Below are 17,714 nucleotides of genomic sequence, written 5' to 3'. Positions count from 1 at the left end.
GTCCCAAGAAGCGAATTATTTGGACCGATTTACTGAGAAGCCTGACCCCGGTGGCGTATCCGCCGGCCGGAACAAGCTGTGAGAGCATTGATTCAGAGATGCTCTTCACTGTCAACGTCGAACTTTCGTTGGTGCTTTGGGAGACAGACATCCAACGCTTCGAAGGCGGTTACCTGCTGAGCGCCGTGGCCGCCGAGGCCTTCGGGGTACGGATCGCCTAGGTCCGGGAATTTAAGACCCCGACGTGCCGGTTGCCCCGCCGGGGCGTGGACTCGGATGCTTCGGAATCCGGGCATTGTGCGATGTCATCGATCCCGGGTGCTCCCGCCTTTGAAGCGCGACGGGTTCCGGTCCGCGCGGGACGAATGTGGTCTCCGGCATCCCTCCCCATTTTGCCGGGGCGCGGGATCACCACCGCGTCGTGGACCATCTCAAGCTTACGGAGGCCCTCGATCAGCTTCGGGTGCTCCTCCGTGCGGAACGAGTCGTCCCAGACGAACGGGATCAGCACGCGCCATTTCGGGTCCACGCGATAGAGCGCCGCGTCGGCCGCGATCTCCTCGACGATCTTGGCGAACGATACGCCCGCCCGGACGAACTTCACCTCGATGACCAGGCCCAGGCTCGGTACGGTCAGGTCCATCCGAGGGTTCTTGTGCCCGACCGGCGGCGTGTACTCCTCCGCGTTGAGGTCGGGGAAAAGCGGTGCCAAGGTCGCCCAGAGCAGGTTCTGGACGTGGTACTCGTTCTCGATGTCCCAACGGACCAGTGGTGACCTGGGCGTGCGCGGTCGCTCCTCCCAGGTCCAGAGCCGCAGCGACCGCTCGACGCCCTGCAGCACCCGCAGGACGTCCTCCGGTTCGAGACGCCCGAGGCGGGCCGGCATGTTGGTCTCGCACAAGGCGTCGAAGGCCCGGAGGGTCAGCGCCGCCCGCGCCGGATCTCCCATGGCGGTCTCGAAGCGCAACACGTTGCGCCAAGCGGGCCGCCGGCATTCCGCGTCGGCCGGGACGATGCCGAGATCGACGAGCGCGACCCGTGCCTCCGGCAGCATCGTCGCGAGGTCGCGCCGGGCGGGCGCGTCGAGGATGTGTGCCGCCGCGACCATCAGGGAACGGTTGAGATCCGAAAGCCCCGCGGCCGTCGCGCCGCGCACCACCAGCGCGCCGAGCCACGCGGCATCGCGGCGGTGGAGCAGGCGGTTCACGCCCAGCGCGAGGCCGAGGGCGGACAATCCGTCGGCCTCAAGGGTCGGCGGCAGATGCGGCCTGAACCAGCTCCGCGCGCCGAGCCACGCGACGCCTTCGCGGAACGTATCGGCGAACGCCTCGGCAAGTTCCGGGCCGGTGGCGCCGTAGCCGAGGATCGCCACGTGCCCGGCGGAGCGACCACCCGACGACCCGAGAGCCACCGCGGCAGCCGCGGCGAGATCCCCCATCGGATCCGGGACCCCGAGGACCCACGCCCGAAAGGCCTGGACGAGGGGGGCCGCGTCCCCTTCACGGGAGGCGGCCGCGAGGCCGGCCCGGATGTCGGCGACGCCGGGCCCGTCGCTCAGAGGAACCACGGCTTCCTCATCACGCGACCGCCCTCGGCGGCATCCGCGTCCCAGCCCGGCGTCCGCTCCAGGCCCGACAGCTGCTTGGCGATCTCGTCGGCGTAGACGAGCGGGATGGGCAGGCCGGACGGCCCGAACGTGCGCCAGGAATGGAACGCGAAATCCGACGCCTGACGCACGAGGACCGCCATGTCCCGATAGGTCGAGCTGTCGTGGAGGCGGAGGAGCACCGGACCGGGCAGGCCTTGCGAGGCCGACTTCACCTCCTTGCGTCCTGTCAGCGAGAGGAGCCACTCCCGCTCGCTCAACCGCACCGCCTGCCCCCGCTCCGGCGCGAAGGCGCCCTTGCCGTCGGGCCAGGCGCGGTCGAACAGCGTGAACGGATGATCCTCGACGACGTGCAGGAACGCGAAGCTCACGTTCATCGCCCCGATCCCCGCGACCGCCGTCTCGACGGCCTGCACCGTCTCCCGGCTGAGTTGCGTGAACGCGTGGAAGACGAGCCTCACCGCATCGCCGGGACGCCACGCCTCCTCCCGGCCGATGCGCCCGATGGCGTCGACGATGCTGTCGCTCAACGCGGCAGGGAAGGCCTCGAACGGAACCGCCCCCGTCCGGGCGTCGAGGAGATAGTGGCCCTGGCTGGAGAAGACCGTCGCGATGCCGACGAACCGCTCGCCGGGGCCGCGGCGACCCTCCTTGACCGTGTGCGATCCCAGCCCGACGACCAGTTCATGATCGGTCGGCGAACGCGCGACGAGCAGCCAGGGAGCGCCGCCGAGCTTGGCGTAGGTCGCCAGGCCCATGTTGGCCAGCGCGTTCGCGTACCCGAACGCGTCGAGGCCCAGCATCTCGGTCGAGAGCGCCTGGACCGGCACGTCCCGCTTGAGGAAGGTCGCCTTGCTCATCCAGTACGGGCTATCGGCGTGCGGCCGGTCCTGCAGGGCCCGCTCCACCTGCACCATGGCGAGGTCCCACGGTTCGTCGCGCGTCGCCGCATCCCTGAGGGCGGCCCGTGCGGCGTCGGCATAGGCCGGACCGCTGCGACCGGCGGCCTCGAAATAACGGATCTCGGGCTCGTCCAGCCTGAACCGGCCGAGCAGCCCGCCGCCGTGGGGGACGAGGCCCGTTTCGCTCGCGATGTCGGGCCTGCCGTGCAGGAAATCCCGCATTGCAGCGGCGACCTCGTCGCGGCGGCCGGCCTCGTGAAGGACCGCGATGCGCGGCCTCTTCGGTTCGAACGTCTGCCGGTCGAACGGTCCGATGCGGTCGAGGCTCTGCTGCTTCCAGCCGTTCGAGGTCTCGGGCGAACGGACCGGGTCGAACGACAGCTTCGGCCTCCACACGGCCTCCGCGGGCGGTAAGGAGGCTGCGTCGACGGCTTGGTCGAGCAGCCCTCCCAGACGGAGCGGGACGCCGTCGGCCAGGTCCATCGCCCGGTTCCCGAGCTGGGTCAGCACCCCGTGCACGATCTCGATGGTCCGCGCGCCGCCATGCCACTCCGCCTCGGCTCTCTGGACCGCCTTGAGCGCCCGCTCGGACTGCCCCTGCGTGATGACCTCGACCACCTTGTTGAAGTTGGCGCGCGTGGGTTCGAGGAAGACCTCCCCACTCGACACGACGGAGGGGCCGGCGCCGTGATCGTCCAGGGTCAGCGTGTCCCGCCCGACCTCGACGACGCGGCCCGCGTAGGCGAGCCGCCGCGACACCTTCGGGTCGGGATCCTCGCGCCAGGACGAGACCGCGGCGCCGGTCAGCGGCACGCCGAGTTCGAGGAGCGTCCGGCACGATGCGTCGATGATCGTGCGCAGCCGCTTGGCGCAGGTCAGGACGACGTAAGCGTCGCCCCGGGTCGGCCGCAGGATGCGCGTGTCGAACTCCAGGACCAGCCGCTTCCTCAGCCAATCGGGCAGGCCGACGTCCTCGGCGAGGACGTTCTGCCGCTTTCCGGCGACGGTCGGCGGCCTCCTGCGGATCAGGAGGCCGGCCTCCGGGGAGGCCGCGAGCAGCCGGAAGACCGCCTCGCGGGTCAACGCCGACACGAGCCGAAGGTGCTCGGCCGCGGGCAGTTCCATCGTGTCCGTCGGAAGGTTCGCCCCGGCGGTGAGGGGCACGACCGCCATGTCCGTCCCGTCGTGCCGGGTCGCGAACACGTCGTTCCCCGACCGGTCGAGGTAGGCGTGGAGCAGCGCACGGTCGAACGGGACCACCGAAGCCGGGATCGTACCCGGAGGCGTCAGGACGCGGATCGCGTTCAAGGCGAGTTGCGGGCGGACCCTTTCGCCGGGACGGAAAGCCATGCCGCACTATACGCGGTAGCCACCTCTAGACGAGGCGTAACCGTCCCAAGGCGCGGCCGTCCACACCCTATGCCGTTAAAAACCTTGGAGCGATCAAAGCCGAAAGACCTCGTAGGTCGACCTTCGGCACGTCGCGCGACCGCTTCGAGGGAATGCCCCTCGGCCGGGGCGCAACTTGGATGCGCCTGACCGAATACCTGGGGCGGCGACCGCGTCGTCGGTCGGTCGGAACATGCTGGCCCACGGGCCCCGACCGCAACGCCCGGTTCCGTACCCGCCGTGCGCGCAGGTGAGTGCAAGTTCCGGCCCGGCTTCCCGCCGTCATCGACACGGGGCCGTCGAAAGTCGCCCGATAGGGCAACGGCTCCGGCATCGCGTGGAGTCATGGGCCCATCCCGCCCCGGGATGCGATGGCTATCCCCGCGCCAACGGCGACGCCGGCCTCGGGGGCTCGATCCGGCGTTTCGGGCACGCCGGCCGGAAACGCCCCGACGGCCCGTCCGGCGCGCTTCGGAGCTCCTCGGTCAGCTCATCCGCCGTTTCCGGTGAGGACGAGCGCGTCGTGTGGCTGAACCTTCCAGACATGTTCCCCGTCGCCGAACACGCCGCGCAGGGTCTCGTCGAGGACATCGACCTCGGGGATGCGGTTGACCAACACGATGGTCGACGACCGACCCGGAACGCCGTCCTGTCCGACGACACGCGCCATCGCCTCCCGCACGCATTGTCGCCGCTGCCACCGGGCCGACTGGTCCCTGGGCGGACGCAGGTCGATCGGCGCGTGCAAGTAACGGCACGACAGATCGTCGAACAGGCGGAAGACGGACGGCCTGCTCAGCCCGGGAAGATCGAAGTACGGGTAGAGCCGGGCGTCGACCACCAGCGCGTGCCGGCTCATGGAGACCGCGCGCGTGAACGTCACGCCGTGGACGTCGGCCATGGGAAGGCACGAGACGCGGCGAACGGGACGATGGTCGAAGAGCGAGAGCTGTCGAACCGGCGCCGAAGGCCCTGGAAAACCCTCGGTTTCCCAGGGTGTTGTCTCGACGAGGCGGAGGAGTGGTTTGCTCACGCTTGCAGCGCTCCCAGGCCCGATTCGAGATCCAGATAATGTACCCGCAGCACTTCCGAGTGACCACCCCAAACCGGTTCGCCGACCCGGTAATCCCCGGTCAGCTTGTCCTTGTAGTCTCGGTCCTTCAGGAACGCCCGGGCATACATCCTCGGTGCGACCCCGACGAACGGGTGGAACAGGACCTTGGCGTTGGCCCGGGCGGCCGGGACACCGGGCCGTGCGGAGCCGACAGTTCCCGAACCCTGTACGCCCGAGGGCGGTTCCCAGCCGTCCACACCCGTCGTGATGGCGTCGCAATGGAGGCCGATCGCCCGGCTTTTCGGATAGGGCTCGATGTACTGCACCTCGTCGATCCCGGCGGCGACGATGTGGCGGGCGCAGTAATGGCAGGGGAACGTGCTGACATAGAGCCGGCATCCCCTCGGCGAGGTGCCGGTCCGGGCGGCGGTCAGGATCGCGTCCATCTCCGCGTGGACCGCCCGGCTGAACTCGATCAGGCCGCCGATCTTCGTGCGCCGAAGCTCGGCCACCGCCTGTCCCTTCTCCCTTCCTTCGGCCAGGGCGGGGTATTTGTCGATGAGCTCACCGATAATCTCGTTCTGCTCGCGGTTGCTGCTGCAGAACTTGTCCGGCCGGAACGCGCAGCGATGGTCGGGGGCTTCCCCGTCGAGATCGGTCCCGTAGAGCCCTCCGCCCGCCCTGGGCACGTCGTTGGTGCCGGTCGCGACGATGTTCCCCTTCGCGTCCACGAGCGCCGCGCCGACCTGTCGCGACAGGCACGCGCTCCTCAGTTGGGCCGAATGGGCTTGATGCATCGCCGTCTCGGCGACGTTCAGTCTGATGACGTCCGACGCCGTGAGGATCCGCACCAGGCGCCGCAGCGGCTCGTTCATCCCGGTGTTCTTCGGGTCGTCGCCGGCATCCTTCGAATTGTCGACGAAGAAATCCGCCTCGTGGAAGGTGTCGACGACGTGCTGGCCGTGCCTCTCCGGCGCGTCGCCGTCGCGATCCATGAAGGCCGTGACGGCCCGGCGCGTCTCCTGGCGGCCCCGGTCGTTGAAGTCGAACAGCTCCCGGGTCAGCCGGCCGTGGCGGGCATCGTCGTCGCACACGACGCCGACGAGCGTGAAGGCGTCCTGGTAGATCCGGCGGAGAAGGTGCGCCTCCGCAGGATGGCGCAGGGAGTCGATGATGTAGGCACGCGGCTTCCCGTCGACCTCGCCCTCCGGCCTGCCGCTCGCCTCCGCGCGCAGGGCGCGGATGCGCGCGATGACGGCGCGGGCGACTGCCGCATTGTCGTCGAAAGCCAGCCGCATCGCGTCGCCGAGATCCTGCATGTGCACGACGCCGGCGAGCGTCTTGCGACCGCCGGCCGGGCCGAGGTCGCGCCCGTTGTTCCGGGCCCAGGCCTTGATCTCCGCGCTCGCCTTGACGATGCGGACCTCGTATCCGCCGTCCTCGACCGACTGCGTTTCGAGGAACTCCTTGACGATCTGGGCTGCCCGGCCCGCCCCTGAACCGCCCGGTCCGACGACCGCGATGAAAAGCTCGTTCGCGCGGAGGTTCCGGAGCAGGCTCTGGCTCGTCTCGCCCGGGCGCGGGCCGGCCGCGGTCGGCAAACGTCCGGTCGTCGCTGCATCGGCCATTGGGGGTCGACTCTTGGAATGCCGTGGTCACGGCAGCAAAGCTGGAACGCCGCGGAGATGCCACGGCGGCACAGGCCTGTGAAGTGGCTATCCAGGGTCGTCTCCCACCGCCCAGCCGGTTTGGAGCATGTTCCGCCTCCCCGGACGGCCGGTCCGCGCGGGATCGCGGATGCGCTGCGCGGAATCGGCCTCACGGGCGCGCCGGCGGGCGGAGCGACCCATGGCCGTTCGGCGCCCGCACGGGAACGTCCGGGTCACCGCGACGCCTGTGCTCCCTCTGCCGGATGCCGACCGGCCCTTTGCGGGAGCAGGACGATGAGCGCGACGATGAAGGCCGCGATCACGACGGAAGCGAGCGGCCGGCTCAGGTTCAGCCCGCCGTCGGCGACCGGCTTGTCGAGGAAATCGCCCACCGTGGCCCCGAGCGGGCGGGTCAGGATGAACGCCGCCCAGAAGAGCGTGACCCGTGAGACGGAGGTCCGATAATACAGGGCGACGACCACCGCGAGCGCCGCCGCGAAGACGAGGGCGCCGCCCTCGTAGCCGAGGCCGCCGGTGTCCGCGAGCCAGTCGCCGAGCGCAGTGCCGAGCGTCTGCGAGAAGGTGATCGCCCCCCAATAGAACGCCTCGACCCGGGGGGTCGAAACCGTGTCCACCGACACGGTGCCCTCGGTCGCGTACCAGAGCCCGAGCACGGCCGCGAGGCAGGCGAGGAGCAGGGCCGACCCGCCGGTGTACCCGATGCCGAGCGAGCGGTCGGCGAAATCCGCCATCGTCGTGCCGAAGGTGGTCGAAGCGACGATGGTGGACCAGTACAGGACCGGGTGGAACCGCCTCGACATGACCTGGGCGACCACGAGCGCGACCAGCAGCACGGCGAACAGGGCGGTGCCGGCGAGGTAGCCCCATTTGAGGGTCATGGTGACGGTGTCGCCGCCGGTCTCCCCGAGCGTCGTGGCCAGGATCTTGATGATCCAGAAGCCCAGCGTGACCTCGGGTACCTTGCTCAGGGCGCGTTCGTAACGGTCGTCCATCGGACCTGCTCCTTCTTCGAGGGGAAACCTCACGGCGCGTCGGCGCAGGCCGCCCGGCGGTCGGCACGCTGCGGGATGAGGAGGACGAGCGCGGCCATGACGAGCGCGAGCACGCCGGAGATCGTGATGTCGTCGATGCCCAGGCCGCCGGAAGCGACCGGCTTGTCGAGCGAGTTCGCGAGGGTGGCGCCGAGCGGCCGCGTCAGGACGAACGCGGTCCAGAACAGCATCGGCCTGGAAGCGCGCGTTCGCAGGTGGAGGGCCGTGACCGCGGCCAGCGCGACGAGGATGAGGAGCGCGCTCCCGTCGTACCCGAGCCCGCTGCCGTCGGCCATCCAGTCGCCCAACGCGGTGCCGAGCGTCTGGGAGAACATGACCGTGGCCCAGTAGAAACCTTCGGCGCGCGGGGATCGCACCGTCTCCACGGCGACGGTGCCGAGCGTGCGCTTCCAAAGGAACAGGGTCGCGACGACCGATCCGAGCAGCACCAGGGACCCGCCCGCGTAGCCGATGCCGAGGGACCTGTCGCAGAAGTCGGCGAGGGTCGTGCCGGCGAGCGTCGTCGCCGTGACCACGGCCCAGTACAGGAGCGGATGGAAGCGGTCCGCCCTGACCTGTGCCACGAGCAGCACCGCCAGGGCGGCCCCGAAGATCGCCGTGCCGGCGAGATAGCCGAGGCCGAGCGTCAGCGTGACGGCGTTGCCGCCGACCTCGCCCAGGGTCGTGGCCACGATCTTGATGGCCCAGAACCCGGCGGTGGCTTCTGGCACCTTGGCGGGTTCGACGTGTCCGGGTCGCTCGCTCGGTGTCATCGGGCTGCCGTGGGAAAGCGAGGGCCGGCTCAGGCGGTGTGGGTCCGGTCGATGATGGCGAGCAGGTCGTCGACCGCGCGACGGCAGGCGGCCGGATCGGGGTTCGACGCCCGCAGCGCGTCGAGGGCGCGGTCGATGGCCTTGTCCACGACGTGCCAGTCGGCGGCGGCTCGCGGCTTCAGGCCGGCCTCGGACGCGTCCCAGGACAATTCCAGGTCCTTGATGCGCGTCTTGGCGGCGGCGAGGTCGCCCCGGTCGGCCAGTGCCTTCACGTCGACGACGATGGCCCGGAACTTGGAGAGGTCGCCGAGCCTCGACGCCGCCATCGCGGCGGGCGTCGCTCCGACGGCGGCGTCCTGCATCGCCAGCAGGCCCAGGGGGGCGGCCGTGGCGCCGATGACCGTCGCGGCGATGGCGGCGAGGAGGACGTTTCGCATGGTCGTTCGCTCCGTGTCGTGCGGCGTTGTAAGGACTGGAGGATGGGATGCGGGAGGCGGCGGACGGTCAGGACCGCCGCTGTCCGGCCGGCTCGTCCGGGCGTCCGGAGACAAGGCTCAGGGACGTCACCAGGGCGACGATGACGGCGAAGAAGACGAGGCTGGTGGAGGCCGTGCCGAACCCGAGGCCGCCGTATTCCTGTGCCTGCGACAGCAGATCGCCCAGCGATGCGCCGAGGGGGCGCGTGACGATGTAGGCGAGCCAGAAGGTCGTCACCGGGTTCGCGCCGAGGCGCCAGGCGAGGGCGAGGGCGGCCAGGATCGTGCCGAAGACGGCGACGCCGAGATTGAAGCCGAGCCCCAGCGCCTCCGTGGCCAGGTCGCCCGCGGCCGTGCCGAGCGCGAAGGTCAGGAGGATGGCGAGCCAGTAGAACGCCTCGCGGCGCCGGGTCACGATGGCGTGGATCGAGAGCGTCCGCTCGGTCGCGTACCAGAGGGCGAACACGGCGGCGAGGGCGGCCGCGAACACGCCGGTGCTGACGAAGAGGCTCACGCCGAGCTTGTCGGTCAGGATGTCGGTGACCTGCGTGCCGACCACGCTGACGAGGACGACGGTCGACCAATAGGTCCAGGGCACGTAGCGCCGCTCGCGCACCTGCAGGGCGAGGACGGCCGCGAGGAGGCCGGCCGTGAGGGAGGCGGTGACGGCGGCACCCAGGCCGACGTTCACCGCGAGGTAGTCCGCGCCGGTCTCACCGACGGTCGTGGAGAGGATCTTGATGACCCAGAAGGCCGCGGTGACCTCCGGTACCTTGTTCAAGACCTGGCGCTGGATCTCGCTCATCCCCGTCTCCCGTCCGTCATGGTCGGGCACGGTGATAGCGAGCCAGAATGAGGGCGGAATGAGCTTCGTCCGGCGGAGCCGCGGGCTCGGCCTCAGGCCGGCAGTCTGACCGTTGCGAGGGTCCCCCGTCCGTCCCGTCGGTTTTCGACCGTCAGGCCGAGGTCGTTGCGCTCCGCGATGCGGCGGGCGATGGCGAGCCCGAGCCCCGTGCCTTCGACTTCCGGTGGCGCGGCCCGGAAGAAGCGGTCGAACAGGCGGCCCTCGCTTCCCGGCGGCAGCCCGCAGCCGGTGTCCCGAACCGTGACGACGCACGCACCGTCCCGGTTCAGCAGACGGACGTCGACCCGGCCTCCCGACGGCGTGTAGCGCAGGGCGTTGTCGACCAGGTTGGCGAACAGGACGCGGACCTCGTCCTCCGACGCGTGAAGCGTCGCGGGCGTCTCGATGTGGACGCCCAGGTCGATGTCCTTGCGCTGGGCGAGCACGACGTGGTCGGCGACGCAGTCGAGCAGGAGCTGGCCGAGGTCGACGGATGCGGGACGGGCCTCGGCACCGTCGTCGAGCCGGGCGAGACGGAGCAGTTGATCCACCAGCCGGTTCGCCCGCCGGAGGCCGCCCGCGAGCGCCATTCGCCGCGCGTCGCCCCCGCCACCGGCAGGCACGCCGAGGGCGTCGAGCTGGATCTGCATCGCGGCAAGCGGCGTACGCAGTTCGTGCGCGGCGTCGGCGACGAACCGCTTCTGGGCGGCCAGAGCGGCCTGCAGGCGCAGGATGAGCCCGTTCATGGCCTCGACGAGGGGCGCCACCTCCGTCGGCACGCCGCGCGTCGGCAGGGGACCCTGGGCGGCGGCCCCGCGCCCGGCGAGGTCATGCACCAAGCCGTCGAGCCGCCCGAGCGCCCGGTCCATCGCCCAGCCGACCACGATCCACGACAGCGGGACGAGGAGCAGCAGGGGGGCCACGGCGCCGAGCGCCGCATTGCGTGCGAACTCCGCCCTCACCACGTCGCGCTGGGCCACCCTGACGGTCATGGTGCCGTTGACGGTCGTGTAGGTACGCCAGAGCTCGCCGCCCATGACGGCGTTCGCGTATCCCGTGCGCCCGGGGCGGCGGACGTCGGCACCGCGGTCGCCGCGCAGGACCTGCCCGTCTTTCCAGATGGTGACGGCGAGTTGGTCCTCCGGGTCCTGGTCGGCGGCGGGCGGCGCGTCCGCATTCGCGTCCGGGAGCCCGGGACCGGCGTTGAGGGCAACCTGCCGCAGCTGCCCGTCGAGGAAATCGGCCGCCTCGATCCGCGCGAGGGCGTAGGCCGCGACCATCGCGGCCAGGCCGATGCCGGCCAGCAGGGCGGTCATCCAGCCGAGCGCCGTGCGGCGCACGGAGGCGGCCCTCATGGCTTGGGCACCATCCAGCCCGCGCCGCGGACGTTGAGGATCGCGCCCTTTCCGACCTTGCGGCGGACCGTGAGGATCAGGGCGTCCACCGCGTTGCTCTCGACCTCCTCGCCCCACCCGTAGATGCGTTCCTCGATCTGCGCCCGCGAGAGGATGCGCCCCGGTCGCTCCATGAGCGCGTGCACGAGGGCGTATTCGCGCGCCGACAGGAGCGCGACGGTCCCGGCGTGGGACAGGACGTGGCTCTCCGTGTCGAGTTCGGTCTCGGCGGCCAAGAGCCGGGCGCTCGCCCGCCCGGCCCGGCGCCGCAGGATGGCCCGCATCCGGGCGAGCAGCTCGCGCATCTCGAATGGCTTGACCAGGTAGTCGTCGGCCCCGAGGTCGAGGCCCGCGACGCGGCTGTCGAGTCCGTCCCGCGCCGTGATGATGAGCACCGACGTGTCGTTGCCCGCCGTCCGCGCGGACCTGAGAACCTGCAGTCCGTCGGCGCCCGGCAGGCCGAGGTCCAGCAGGACCAGGGCATGGCCGCCGACCCGCAGCGCCGTTTCGGCCGTGGGTCCGTCGCGCACCCAATCGACCGAGTAGCCTTCGGCGGCAAGGCCGTGCGACAGCCCTTCGCCGATCATGCGGTCGTCCTCGATCAGCAGCACGCGCATGGGTCGCTTCGTTCAGGTCGGGGCCGCCGCGGCGCCGCGCAGGCCGCCCCCGCTCGGCGAGCCGCGATAGGGACGGATCCGCGCCACGGACCGGCCCAGCCTGCAGCCCGGCAGCCGCGACGGCAAGACCGCTCGACGGTCGACCGGAGGACGATTGCGGGCTTGCCCGGGGTCGCGGTGCGCGGGCGCACCGGAATCCCGTGACCGCCGACACGCCTTTCGCCCCGTGCCGTCACCGGTCAGGGCGGGCGGCATGGCCCGACCCGGATTCGCACCGTCGGAGAGGCCGGCGCCGAGAATGCGGCGGAGAAGGGTTTCCCGCGTGGGGTCACCTATGACCCAACATGGTCGCCCTTGCCAAGGTCGACCGACGTTTCGAATACCGGGGTGCCACCATCGGGTAGTCGTCGGGCAAGCCGTAGCGTTCCCGGTACGCGCGGGGGGTCAATCCATGGCTAGCCAAATGCCGCTTGAGGAGCGCGTAGGCCTTGCCGTTGATGAAGCTGACGAGCGCGTCGGGCGTGATCGAACTTCTCACCTCCGCCGGCGAGCGTCTGGGCGGCCGTTCGCACGCCGCGGCGGCGGGTTCCGACAAGCCCGTCAAGGCCGAGTGGACGGACGCGATCAGGTGAGGCAACTCGCGTGGTGCGGCGGCATTGTTTCGCACATAGGCGCAAACTATGCTGATGGTCAGATTCGCGCGAATTTCCGTCTCAGGGAGCTGAAAGTCTGGCATATCCCGAATCCTCATCGGTGGAAAAGTCATCAGTCTGCATTTTTATCTTGAGCATGAACTGGGAGAACTATGAACGATAAAGATTCTATCTTGCGCCACTTCGGTGCATAGGCCTGCGTCGACCTCGTAGTTCGATGCCGCCCCCATTTTCGACTGAGATGCCGTAGAGCAGGCGGCTGTGGCGAGCTGCCCCCTCGGAGCCACCTCCCGGACGCCTCGGACGCTTTCCTCACGGGCGCACCACCATCGGGAACTTGCTGGCCAGGCTGAGGCAGAGCGCGTCCCGATTGCGCACGGCCGCCATCCGGTCGTACTCCGACGCGCCGGCGTACATCTGGCGGGCGCCCTCCCGGGACCCGACCGCCTCGAAGCAACTCCTCGCACGCTCGACGATGGCGGGGTTGTAGGCGGAGTAGCCGCAGATCGCCGCGGCACGCCGGAGCAACCCATGCATCCGTAAGAAGTCCGAGCACGCGAAGGGAGCAGCGACGGCTGCAGGTGCAGCGGCGCCACAAACGGCGACCACGGTGAGGGCGAGTGGGTACGATACCGCCCTCCTAGGCATCGGACCCGACCCGGCGCTTGGCGTTTGGGGGACGGACGTCACGGTGCGGATCGCTGCCTCCGAACGGCAGCCGCAGCCCGGAGACGTAGGGGTAGACGGCCGGCAGCACGACGAGCGTGAGGAGCGTCGCCGTGATCAGGCCGCCGATCACCACGGTGGCGAGCGGACGTTGCACCTCGGCGCCGGCGCTGGTCGAGAGCGCCATCGGCAGGAAGCCCAACGTCGCGACGAGGGCGGTCGTCAACACCGGGCGCAGCCGCATCTCCGCGGCCTCGGTCGCCGCCTGGACCGCGTCGAGGCCCTTGCGCTCCAAGTCCCTGATGTAGCTCGTCAGCACGACGCCGTTCAGCACGGCGATGCCGAAGGTGGCGATGAAGCCGATGGCGGCCGAGACCGAGAACGGCAGTCCGCGCAAGTACAGCGCCAGAATCCCGCCGGTGGCCGCCACCGGCACGTTGAGGAAGATCAGCCCGGCGAGGCGGATGTCGCCGAACATCACCACGAGCAGCACCAGGATCGCCGCCATGGCGGCCGGCACCACCACGGAAAGCCGGCTCGTCGCCTCCTGCAGGTTCTGGAACTGTCCGCTCCACCGGAGGGCGTAGCGCGGCGGCAGGCTGACCTCGGCCTTCACCGTCGCCCGCGCCTCCGACACGAAGCTCTGCACGTCGCGCCCGCGCACGTTGGCCTGGACCGAGATCCGCCGCTGCAGGCGCTCGCGGCTGATCTGGGCCGGACCGGTGGCGACGTCGACCGACGCGACGAGTGAGAGCGGGACGAGGGCCTTGCCGTTGCGTCCGACCGGCAGCGCACGGATGCGTTCGACGTCGCCGCGGTCGGCGGCGGCGAGCCGCACCACGATGTCGGTGATGGCGTTGTCGTCGCGGTAGACCATGCCTGCAGGGCGGCCGCCGATGGCCTCGACGGTGTCGAGGACGTCGCTGACGTTGATGCCGTAGCGGGCGGCCGCCGCACGGTCGACCTGGATCGACAGGGTCGGCATCCCGGCCTGCGCCTCGGCCTTCACGTCCGCCGCGCCAGGCACGTCCGAGACGGCGCGCACGATGGCGTCGGCCTTCTCCTTCAGCACGGCGAGGTCGTCGCCGTAGAGGCTGATCGCCACGTCGCCGCGCACGCCCTCCAGCAGGTCGTCCATGCGCATCTGGATCGGCTGCGAGAAGGAGTAGGCGACGCCCGGCACCTCCTCGCTCAGCCGCCTGTCGAAGGCCGCGACGAGACCGTCCTGCGTGTCGGTGGTCGTCCAGGTGGCGGGGTCGGCCAGCGTGATGAAGCTGTCGGTCGATTCGACGCCCATCGGGTCGGTGGGGATCTCGGCGCTGCCGGTCAGCGAGACGACCCGCTTGACCTCGGGAAAGGATTTCAGGACCGTCTCGATCCGGTGGACGGCCTTGAGCGAGGCGTCGAGGTTGATCCCCGGCAGCTTCTCCGAGGTGACGACGACCGAGCCCTCCGAGAGCTTGGGCAGGAACTCGCCGCCGAGCCGGGTGGCGATGAGGCAACTGCTCGCGAACAGGGCGATGGTGACGAGCACCGTGGCACCCGCCCGGCGTTCGGCGAGCCGCAGCACCGGCGTGTAAAGCGCCCGAACCCCGTGGACGAGGCGCGTCTCGCGCTCGCCGACGCCCCGGCCCGCGAGCGCGAGGGCCGCGAGCGCGGGCATCAGGGTCATGGTCAGGATCAGCGACCCTGCGAGCGCCAGGATGACGGTCAAGGCCATCGGCCGAAACATCTTGCCCGCCACCCCTTCGAGCGCCAGCACCGGCAGGTAGACGAGGATGATGATCGCCACCGCGAACAGGATGGGCTTGGCGACCTCGGCGGTGGCGTCGCGGATGACGTCGAGGGCCGGCCGCCCGGGCTGCCCGCCCCGGGCGCGCAGCACGTTCTCGACCATCACCACGGCGCCGTCGACGATCAGGCCGAAATCGATGGCGCCGAGGCTCATCAGGTTGCCGGACAGGCCGATGAGCCGCATGCCCGCGAACGCCATCAGCATGGAGAGCGGGATCGCGACCGCGACGACGAGGCCGGCGCGCAGGTTGCCGAGCAGGAGGAGCAGCACGACCACGACGAGCGCCGCTCCCTCCAGCAGGTTGTGCTCGACTGTGCGGATCGTGCGTTCCACCAGGGCCGAGCGGTCGTAGTAGGGCACGACCTCGATGCCGGGCGGCAATTGCGGGCGCAGGTCCGTAATGGCGGCCTTGACCCGCTCCACGATGGCGCTCGCGTTCTCGCCCTGCTGCATCATGGCGATGCCGACGACGGTCTCCCCGGCCGCGTCGCGGCTCACCGCGCCGAGGCGGACCTTGGGCGCCTCCACCACCTCGCCCAGGGTGCCGACGGCGACGGGCAGGCCGCCCGCGTTCGTGGCCACCACGATGTTGGCGATGTCCGCGGGACCCTTGGCCAGGCCGAGGCCGCGGATCACCTCCTGCTGGTCGTTGTGCTCGATGTAGGCGCCGCCGCGCGCCATGTTGTTCTGGGCGAGCGCCGCGTAGACCTGGCCGAGGGTCACGCCGTAGCGGTGCAGCGCCTCGGCCGAGACGCGCACCTCGTAGGTCGGGAGCTGGCCGCCGTAGATGTTCACGTCCGCGATGCCGGGCGTCAGCTTCAGCCGCGGGGCGATGGTCCATTGCAGGATGCGCTTCAGCTCCATCGGCGAATAGGCCGGCCCGCGCAGCTCGAACTGGTAGATCTCGCCCAGCCCGGTCGCCATCGGCCCCATCTGCGGGTCGCCGACGCCGGCCGGCATCATCGCCTTAGCCTGGGGCAGGCGCTGGAAGACCTGGGCCCGCGCCTCCGTGACGGCCATGCCGTCCTCGAAGGTGACGTAGACCGCCGAGACGCCGAAGCGGGAGACCGAGCGGATGCCGGTGAGGCCCGGAGCGCCCGCCATCGCGCTCTCCACGGGGAAGCTGACGAGGCGCTCCACCTCCTGCGGGCCGAGGCCGGGCGAGAGCGTCAGGATCATCACCTGCTTGGGCGAGATGTCGGGCACCGCGTCGATGGATAGCCCTTCGAGGTTGACTATGCCGCCGGCGGTCCCTGCGAGCGCGATCACGAGGACGAGCCAACGACGGCGGATCAGGAGGGCGAACCAAGCCTTCATCGGGTCAATCCGTCGAGCCGAGCAGGGCGCGCAGCAGGATGGCCTTGAGGCCGAAGCTGCCGTCGGTCACCACCGTCTCGCCGGCCGCCACGCCTTCCGTGACCTCGACCCAGTCGGACCGCTGCACCCCGAGCTTCAGCACGCGCTTCTCGAAGCGGTTCTCCGCCATGCGCACGAAAGCGACGGGGCCGCCCTCGGTCTGCTGCACGGCGGTGGCCGGGACGGTCACGCCCTCCCGTCCGAGGTCGGCGGCGATCTCGACCCAGACGAACATGTTGGCGCGGAGCAATCCGCCCGGGTTGGCGATCTCGATGCGCGCCGGGGCGGTGTTGCTGGCGGGATCGAGCGCGGCATTCACCGAGCGCACGCGGCCCTCGAATGCGGGGTGGTCCGGCACCGGCGCCCGGACCTCGGCCGGGTCACCCGCTTTCACCCTGCCGATGTCGCGCCCGTAGAGGTTGGCGAGGACGAGGATGCGAGAGGGATCGGCCACCGTGAACGCGTCGCGGTTGCTATCGACGACCTCGCCAAGCGTGATGTTCGCGCTCGTCACGACGCCGTCGATGGGCGAGACGATGGCGCTGGTGCCGACAGGCGCGCCGGGCTCGGGCGCGAGGCGCTCGTACTGCGCCGTGAAGAGTTCGACCTTGGCCTGGGCGGAGAGCGTGGACGCGTGCGCCTTGGCAAGGTCGACCTGGCGCCGGTCGACGTCGGCCTGGGCGACACCCGAGACCTTGAGGAGGTCCTGGCCGCGCTTCAGGTTCGTCTCGGCGACCTTCTCCGTCGCTTGCGCCTCGACGAGGCTCGCCTTCGCTTCGGCGAGGCCGTTGCGGGCGTCGAGCACGCCGGCCGCGTCTAGGGTCGCGAGCGTCTGCCCGGCGCGCACGGGATCGCCCGGCTGGACCGCCAGACTGAGGACGCGCCCTTGCGTGCGCGGCTTGAGGCGAGTGACACGCCGCTCGTCGAAGGTGACCGTGCCAGGTGACCGGACCGGCAGGACGATCCTGCGGGCCTGCGCTTGCCCGAACGCCAGGCCCAGGCGCTTCTGCCCGGCCGCGTCGAGCACCACGAGGTCTGGATCCGCCTGTGGAGGCGCGTCGGCCCGCTCCGCCCGCTTGGCCTGACCGGAGAAAGGGGCTTCGACGCCGAGCCAGGTGAGCGCAGGTCTGAGATAGGCTTCCGTGACCCCGCGTTGCCACCAGCCCACGGAGGCGAGCGCCACCGCCGCGACCAGCAGAACCCAGCCACGGGCCGGCGGCTTTCCCATCGGATCCCGCGTCGGTGGGTCCGGCTCGACCCGGGCCCCCGCGTCGAACGGCTCGGAGACGGGGTCACCTTCGTCGGCGAGGCGCGAAACTGTCTCGACGGTCAAGAGCACGCCCGCATTCGTCCCGCTAGATTAGAGCCTTTCCAACACCTACGTTGAATGCTGCCCGTCGCCACTAAATTCGCGTTCAGTCTCAAGTTTCGCCGAGACGGCGGCGGCACGTTGCGACAATGGATCGTATGTTGGCCGAAAGGGCGTTT

General features: G+C 70.4%; 15 protein-coding genes. 1 reads left to right on the top strand and 14 read right to left on the bottom strand.

What is annotated here, in order from left to right; translation table 11 throughout:
* The first annotated feature begins 98 nt into the window (after nucleotides 1–98).
* Entirely contained in the window at nucleotides 99–221 is a 123-nt protein-coding gene (locus tag ME121_RS33085; protein WP_280951349.1) for a hypothetical protein, read from the top strand.
* Here ME121_RS33085 and ME121_RS01345 read toward each other — a convergent pair.
* The 14 genes from ME121_RS01345 to ME121_RS01285 form a co-directional block, all read right to left on the bottom strand.
* Entirely contained in the window at nucleotides 218–1,567 is a 1,350-nt protein-coding gene (locus tag ME121_RS01345; protein ID WP_059408150.1) for a PD-(D/E)XK nuclease domain-containing protein, read from the bottom strand. The two genes, ME121_RS33085 and ME121_RS01345, sit on opposite strands and share 4 nt — an antisense overlap.
* Nucleotides 1,555–3,768: an argonaute/piwi family protein gene (locus ME121_RS01340; RefSeq protein WP_089230993.1), complete on the bottom strand. Its 2,214-nt coding sequence runs from the start codon at nucleotides 3,766–3,768 to the stop codon at nucleotides 1,555–1,557. Before ME121_RS01340 ends, ME121_RS01345 begins: the two co-directional genes overlap by 13 nt.
* Before the next feature lie 619 nt (nucleotides 3,769–4,387).
* Nucleotides 4,388–4,798: a hypothetical protein gene (locus tag ME121_RS01335; protein WP_059408147.1), complete on the bottom strand. Its 411-nt coding sequence runs from the start codon at nucleotides 4,796–4,798 to the stop codon at nucleotides 4,388–4,390.
* A 128-nt stretch (nucleotides 4,799–4,926) separates the two neighbouring features.
* On the bottom strand, nucleotides 4,927–6,579 hold the full coding sequence (locus tag ME121_RS01330; RefSeq protein ID WP_089230995.1) for an anti-phage dCTP deaminase: 1,653 nt from the start codon (nucleotides 6,577–6,579) through the stop codon (nucleotides 4,927–4,929).
* 254 nt (nucleotides 6,580–6,833) lie between these two features.
* Complete coding sequence (locus tag ME121_RS01325; protein WP_059408145.1) at nucleotides 6,834–7,613, bottom strand: COG4705 family protein; 780 nt, start codon at nucleotides 7,611–7,613, stop codon at nucleotides 6,834–6,836.
* Nucleotides 7,614–7,642: 29 nt separating this feature from the next.
* Complete coding sequence (locus tag ME121_RS01320; protein ID WP_432442965.1) at nucleotides 7,643–8,383, bottom strand: COG4705 family protein; 741 nt, start codon at nucleotides 8,381–8,383, stop codon at nucleotides 7,643–7,645.
* A gap of 71 nt (nucleotides 8,384–8,454) precedes the next feature.
* Nucleotides 8,455–8,862 carry a hypothetical protein gene (locus ME121_RS01315; RefSeq protein WP_059408141.1) on the bottom strand — a complete coding sequence of 136 codons (408 nt, stop codon included), beginning with the start codon at nucleotides 8,860–8,862 and terminating at the stop codon, nucleotides 8,455–8,457.
* 67 nt (nucleotides 8,863–8,929) lie between these two features.
* Nucleotides 8,930–9,706 (bottom strand): COG4705 family protein, encoded by a 777-nt coding sequence (locus tag ME121_RS01310; protein ID WP_059408139.1) that lies wholly within the window; start codon nucleotides 9,704–9,706, stop codon nucleotides 8,930–8,932.
* A gap of 92 nt (nucleotides 9,707–9,798) precedes the next feature.
* A complete protein-coding gene (locus tag ME121_RS01305; protein WP_059408136.1) occupies nucleotides 9,799–11,100 on the bottom strand; it encodes a sensor histidine kinase in 1,302 nt (433 codons plus the stop codon).
* A complete protein-coding gene (locus ME121_RS01300) occupies nucleotides 11,097–11,756 on the bottom strand; it encodes a response regulator transcription factor (protein WP_059408134.1) in 660 nt (219 codons plus the stop codon). The genes ME121_RS01305 and ME121_RS01300 overlap by 4 nt, the downstream gene beginning before the upstream one ends.
* Before the next feature lie 328 nt (nucleotides 11,757–12,084).
* Complete coding sequence (locus tag ME121_RS33080) at nucleotides 12,085–12,492, bottom strand: Ros/MucR family transcriptional regulator (RefSeq protein ID WP_089230997.1); 408 nt, start codon at nucleotides 12,490–12,492, stop codon at nucleotides 12,085–12,087.
* Nucleotides 12,493–12,721: 229 nt separating this feature from the next.
* On the bottom strand, nucleotides 12,722–12,937 hold the full coding sequence (locus ME121_RS01295) for a hypothetical protein (RefSeq protein ID WP_059408131.1): 216 nt from the start codon (nucleotides 12,935–12,937) through the stop codon (nucleotides 12,722–12,724).
* Between the two features lie 112 nt (nucleotides 12,938–13,049).
* Complete coding sequence (locus ME121_RS01290) at nucleotides 13,050–16,187, bottom strand: efflux RND transporter permease subunit (protein ID WP_059408129.1); 3,138 nt, start codon at nucleotides 16,185–16,187, stop codon at nucleotides 13,050–13,052.
* 4 nt (nucleotides 16,188–16,191) lie between these two features.
* Nucleotides 16,192–17,565 (bottom strand): efflux RND transporter periplasmic adaptor subunit, encoded by a 1,374-nt coding sequence (locus ME121_RS01285; RefSeq protein WP_408902544.1) that lies wholly within the window; start codon nucleotides 17,563–17,565, stop codon nucleotides 16,192–16,194.
* Nucleotides 17,566–17,714: the final 149 nt, after the last annotated feature.

This window comes from Methylobacterium sp. ME121 (assembly GCF_000974725.1).
Taxonomy (GTDB): Bacteria; Pseudomonadota; Alphaproteobacteria; order Rhizobiales; family Beijerinckiaceae; genus Methylobacterium; species Methylobacterium radiotolerans.
This window is presented reverse-complemented; position numbering and strand designations above follow the sequence as displayed.